The sequence below is a fragment of the Candidatus Methanodesulfokora washburnensis genome (assembly GCF_003947435.1).
In the GTDB taxonomy this organism is placed as follows: Archaea; Korarchaeota; Korarchaeia; order Korarchaeales; family Korarchaeaceae; genus Methanodesulfokora; species Methanodesulfokora washburnensis.
In genome coordinates this window covers 1-4,713 of record NZ_RCOS01000023.1, presented here as the reverse complement: position 1 = coordinate 4,713, position 4,713 = coordinate 1, and the positions used below count along the sequence as shown (strand labels likewise).

Below are 4,713 nucleotides of genomic sequence, written 5' to 3'. Positions count from 1 at the left end.
CATCTCAGCTCAGGGCATAGAGGCTGCTATCTCCCCCAGTTCCATATCCACGAAGCCTGGAAACAAGGAAAGGTTCTCCCTTACAGTTTGGAATCATGGGAACAAGGATATAGAGATCAACGGGATAAGGCTCAGGATAACATCAAAGGAGCTTTTTGGAATACCCATACCGATATACTTGGGCGAATATGCCTTCCCCTTCGATAAACCCGAGCCAGTTGGGGCTGGAAAGCAGAAGGTAATCGAGAGAACCATAGAAATTCCCCTAATACCATTTGCAGGTAGTTTTGATGTGGAAGTATTGGTTGAGACAACTGGAGGCGTGGCTTCAACTAGAATGCAGGTCAAACTGCTCTACAGCTGGCTCTCGTTAGCCTTTCTCTTCGTCTCACTTCTCATAGTGATCGGCATAATTTACGCTATATTAAAGCTCTCCTTTAGGAGGGTAAGGAGGAGAAAAATCCACAAAATAGATGACCTATTGAGCGAGAGGGACAGGTATCACAAGCTCCTTAAGGAGCTTGAAGCTAAGAGGGGGAAGATTGGAGAGAAGGAGTATGAAGCGCTGAAGGAGGAGTACTCCTCTAACCTCAACAGGATTCAATCAGAGCTTGAGAGCAGGCTTCCAGGGCTTCAGGATGATCTAGCTAGATTGGAGAAGGAGATTGAGGACATAACTGGAGAAATAAGAAAGATAAAAGCAAGAGTTGAGGTAAAAGAGGTGAAGGAAAAGGAAGCTGAGGCGGAGATAAGAAAGAAGGAGAAGATGCTGGATGAAAGGAGAAAGAAGGCTGATGAACTGAGGGATCTTATCAGGAGAATAAAGGGCATATGAAGATTTTTCATATTTTAGGGAAAAAGCTTTGTAGAGGAAAGTAAGCTAAAAAGATGCATGTTTTTCTAAACTCGTTCCTGAAGCCCATCTCAACCCTATAGGTGATAAGAGCTCTTGCATTAGCACGCTCATCCGGTTTTCTTCATGCGGTCTTTAATTGCCTGTGTGACGATCTGCAGGAGCTCGCTTTCTGTTCCCCCTGTTTTAAGAAATTCCTCCACAGCTTCTAAGTATTCTTTCTCCTGCTCGCTATACTCCTCTTTCGCCCACTTCCACGTTTTAAACTGCAGTCCAAGGAGCTCCAGCCACCTAAACTTCCCTTCGGGGATGGGTTTCAGTAGCTTAACCAGCTCGATAGTGTTTAGGATGTCGTATCCTAGGCTCCTCAGGAATAGTAGCGCGGTCTTGTTTTGGGGTGATATCATGGCATAGATGGCGTCGCCACCCTTCCTCAGCACGTATTCCTCAACATGGTTCATTAGCGATCTGCCGACGCCTGCCTGCCGGTAACCGGGCTTAACGTATATCTCCTCAGCCCAGAAGCAACCCTCCCTTATGGAGACCCTTACGAAACCCACTGGATCTGTATCCGCGAAAGCTAGGAAGATAATGCTGCCAGAGTCCTCGATATACTGTTTTACTGATGACCTAATTGATTCGGCATTCTCGGCCCTCCACCCCTGCTTCTCTCTCAACTCGCTGTAGAAATCAAAATATAGCCTGACTAGGGCTTCAAAGTCGGATGCACAGGCTGTTCTCATGCTTATAGGCAAGTGAATCACCATGCTAAATGGAGTTCTCGCCGCAGGAACTTCCCCACGGTCGACCGAGAGCATCTATACCTACAGTTTCCATACTCGAGCTCACTGCGCAAAAGGCATTAAACAGAGCTATAAACTTAATGGAGTGCGCATCCTTTGCATTTACCCGTCCATAAACTTATAAAGCTGGACGGAAAGGTGGCCTGTGGAGGAAAGGATAGCTAAAAGAAATATAACAATAATAGCTCTCACATGGGCCCTGATGAGCCCCTTCTCCTCTGCTGTCAACGTATATGCATCACTCTTCATACTCGGGCTGGGAGGAGGGCCGGTGGAAGTGGGGATTATATCCATGGCCGGCACTGTCACATTGGCTTTCTCTAGGCTGATAGGGGGATATCTGGCTGATTCCATAGGTAGAAAGAGGATAATGGTCCCCATGACAATAGCATATGGTATCTTGACACTCATCTATGTCTTTGCAAGGGACTGGACTTGGATACTCCTAGGCTCTGTCCTGAGCTCACTAGCCCTCATGTACCAGCCAGCCCTTCAAGCCATGATGTTCGACTCTCTTCCACCCGATAAAAGGGGGAAGGGAATTTCATTCGCCAACATGCCATCCCAGATCTCGTCTTTGGCTGGACCTCCGATAGCAACATTGATCGTTGCATCAATGGGGTTGATTAAGGGGATGAGATTTCTCTACTTGCTCGTTACTGTCTCAACAGTGCTATCCGGCATAATCAGGATTTTCTTAGTTGAGATAATAAGAAATAAAGCTGAAATAGGGATAAAGCATGGTGTAAATGAGTATACAAAAGCTTTAAGAATGCTTAAAGGGGATCTCGGAAAGCTGATACTCACAACCTCATCGGTAGCTGCCCTCTACAACATGGCCTATCCATATGTCCAGATCTATGCAGTGAAGTATCTGGGCATCACTGTTGAGGAGTGGGGGATAATATCGACAGTGGTGACTGTCTGGTCCACCTTTACCACACTGCTTTCCGGATCTCTGGCTGATAGAATCGGAAGAAACATCGTCATGTCCCTTGGTTATGCCTCCGGCTCCATTGGTTTAGTGATGATAGCTCTAGCCCCAAGAGGAAACGAGATCTATCTGCTCATCTCCCTCCTAGTGAACTCCTTCTTCTCCTCCGGTCCAGCAGCTCAAGCTCTTCTATCAGATCTCACCGATGTGAGCTCAAGGGGAAAGGTGATAGCGATAAGCGGGCTTCTTGAGGGAAATGCTGCGGGATTCATGTCTGCAGTAGGTGGAGTTCTCTACAGCACTGTGGAGCAGCTTACATTTGCCATCCCAGCTGTGTTGCTTGTCCCCATAGTAGTTGCAACATGGAAATTGCTGCCACAGGGATCTGTGTCAGCCAAACTTTAGATAAGTTTTTTATGCTTCAGCTCAGGGATAAGGGATGCCCGTATTTCATGTGCCACATAAAGGGACATTTTACGCCCTGCTAATTGCAATTGTAGCAATTGTATCCATGCTTCTCTTCTTTGGATTTGTTGGATTTGCTCTGAAGAGGCTTGGATTATCATCAGAGCTTGTCCTCATTCTAATGATCCTGAGCATTGCTGGAAGCTTCATAAACATACCGTTGATGAAAATAAAGAGCTTAGTTCCCATAGTCTCCATCAGGGAGATATCCGTTTTCGGGATAACATTCAGGGTTCCATCATGGAATTTGAAGGAGATGACGACAACAGTAGCTGTCAATGTCGGTGGCGCAGTTATACCTGTGCTTGTCTCAGCCTATCTCCTGTACAGATATCCCTCAGCAATCCCAATTGCGATAGCCGGTATAGTGATGGAGTCCTTGATCGTTTACCAGATTGCAAGGCCGGTGCCGGGAGTAGGCATAGTGACGCCAATGATAATTCCCCCAACTTTTGCCGCCCTTGTTGGCATACTGCTGGGGGGAATTGAAGCCCCCATAGTTGCCTATTGCTCGGGGACAATAGGAACTCTGATAGGGGCAGATATAATGAATTTGAGGAGGGTAAACAGGATAGGAGCTGGAACTGTCAGCATAGGAGGAGCTGGAACATTTGATGGCATATTCCTGTCAGGCATAGTTGCAGTGCTGCTGACCTGAAGAAAAAGGATGGGTTGAGGGGATCACTTCAGCTTGTACTTCCCCTCTCCTGTCTTCTCTATTTTCCCTGCTTTCTCCAACCTAGTTAGCTGTCCCTTCACTATGCCCTCCTTTGCTCCAGTTGCCTTCACCAGATCCTCTAAGGATCTGGGACCGGACTTCAGCTCCTCCAGTATTTTGTCCTTCACCCCCATCCTCCCACCCCTATTTCCATATACTGATTCCTGATAAAAAGATTTATTTTATAATTTAGATAAACAGTTTTCTTTTTATAAAGAAGTTTCCCTGAAGGGCTGTGAGAGGAGAGATATTCATAGTGACAGCAGCCCTTCTGTGGAGCACAATAGGCATAGCCGGCGCGCTTTCCTACAGCTGTGGAGGAGATGTAATGCAGCTTCCTGCACTTAGAGCTCTTTTTGGATTTTTAATAGGACTTCCTGTTGTTAAGCTCAGGTTTCTCGATAAAAGATATGTGATAATGGGTTTTCTCTTCACAGGACCTCTTTTCATATCCTATCAGATATCAGCTGCTGTTCTTGGGGTTGGAACTGCTGCATTTCTCCTTTATACAGCCCCGGTCATAGTCTCTCTGGTGTCAGTTCCAGTTCTGAAGGAAAAAATAAGCTTAAAGAGGGGAATTTCGATTATAATGGCGCTTACAGGGGTTTTTCTTCTTGAGGATCCATCTAAAATAAACATAATAGGCATAATACCAGCTCTAAGCTACTCCGGCATAATAGTTTACTCGAGGAAGCTTGTTTCGGCAGGAGCTGATCCAATGGACGTCGGAATTGCCCCTCTCCTCTGGGCCGCTCTTGAGGGGGCTCTTGTATCCGGTTTCAGCATGACTAGGATTACCTTCTGTTCCGTCATCGCATCAATCTACTTGGGTGCTTTCACGGCGCTTCTCCCCTATGTGCTATACTCAAAGGGGTTGAAGACCATTGAGGCAAGCAGAGCGAGCATTATATCAACTTTAGAGCCCCTTTTTGCCACATTA

General features: G+C 46.4%; 5 protein-coding genes and 1 pseudogene. 4 read left to right on the top strand and 2 right to left on the bottom strand.

The genetic code is table 11. The annotated features are described in order from the left end of the window. A pseudogene (locus D6D85_RS01395) lies at positions 1 to 835 on the top strand (hypothetical protein); the annotation flags it as partial. A gap of 128 nt (positions 836 to 963) precedes the next feature. Here the strand turns inward: D6D85_RS01395 and D6D85_RS01390 are convergent. Next, the gene (locus D6D85_RS01390; RefSeq protein WP_161969618.1) at positions 964 to 1,596 is read right to left on the bottom strand and encodes a GNAT family N-acetyltransferase; all 633 of its coding nucleotides are present in this window, start codon (positions 1,594 to 1,596) and stop codon (positions 964 to 966) included. A 205-nt stretch (positions 1,597 to 1,801) separates the two neighbouring features. Here D6D85_RS01390 and D6D85_RS01385 point away from each other — a divergent pair, with 205 nt between their 5' ends. Further along, entirely contained in the window at positions 1,802 to 2,995 is a 1,194-nt protein-coding gene (locus tag D6D85_RS01385) for an MFS transporter (protein WP_125670293.1), read from the top strand. Positions 2,996 to 3,029: 34 nt separating this feature from the next. Beyond that, on the top strand, positions 3,030 to 3,713 hold the full coding sequence (locus tag D6D85_RS01380) for a DUF1614 domain-containing protein (RefSeq protein ID WP_125670292.1): 684 nt from the start codon (positions 3,030 to 3,032) through the stop codon (positions 3,711 to 3,713). A gap of 23 nt (positions 3,714 to 3,736) precedes the next feature. On the opposite strand, the gene D6D85_RS01375 is transcribed toward D6D85_RS01380, so the two are convergent. Beyond that, a complete protein-coding gene (locus tag D6D85_RS01375) occupies positions 3,737 to 3,907 on the bottom strand; it encodes a DprA-like winged helix domain-containing protein (RefSeq protein ID WP_125670291.1) in 171 nt (56 codons plus the stop codon). A gap of 101 nt (positions 3,908 to 4,008) precedes the next feature. On the opposite strand from D6D85_RS01375, the gene D6D85_RS01370 reads away from it, so the two are divergent. Then, positions 4,009 to 4,713: DMT family transporter (locus D6D85_RS01370; RefSeq protein WP_125670290.1), on the top strand; the 705-nt coding region annotated here is incomplete at its 3' end.